The following is a 417-nucleotide window of genomic DNA, read 5'->3' on the forward strand; positions in this document are numbered from 1 at the left end:
GTCATCAGGCAGAGGGCCGATTAAGCAGTTCAAATCCTGTCAGCCCGACGCAGGACCGTCCCGCTCGTCGGCAGCGGGACGGTGGCCGCCCCTCGAACGCGCCGGACGCCCACGTCGCCCCGCTTCCCCTCGCGTCCGTCAGCAGAGGTCCTGCTGGATCAATCCTTCACGTCGGTGTGGCCGACTAGGTTGCGGTCGAACAGCGCCGCCGCGCGCTGCCGACCAGCTGGGGGCTGAGATGTATCCAGGTGCTTACGCCCAACTGCATCCTGACCGGGCTGCGTTCGTGATGGCGTCGACGGGGGAGTCCGTGAGCTACCGCGACTTCGAGGCCCGCGCCAACCGGCTGGCCCACCTGCTTCGCTCGTACGGTCTGCGACGCCTCGACCACATGTCGATCTTCATGGAGAACAACGA

At 66.7% G+C, this 417-nt stretch carries 1 protein-coding gene; it reads left to right on the top strand.

Annotation, left to right across the window (positions count from 1 at the left end; translation table 11 throughout):
* Nucleotides 1-238: 238 nt before the first annotated feature.
* A partial coding sequence (locus I6F37_RS41880; RefSeq protein WP_225154655.1) for an AMP-binding protein occupies nucleotides 239-417 on the top strand: 179 nt, incomplete at its 3' end.

The sequence above is a fragment of the Bradyrhizobium sp. NBAIM08 genome (assembly GCF_020193935.1).
Classification (GTDB): Bacteria; Pseudomonadota; Alphaproteobacteria; order Rhizobiales; family Xanthobacteraceae; genus Bradyrhizobium; species Bradyrhizobium yuanmingense.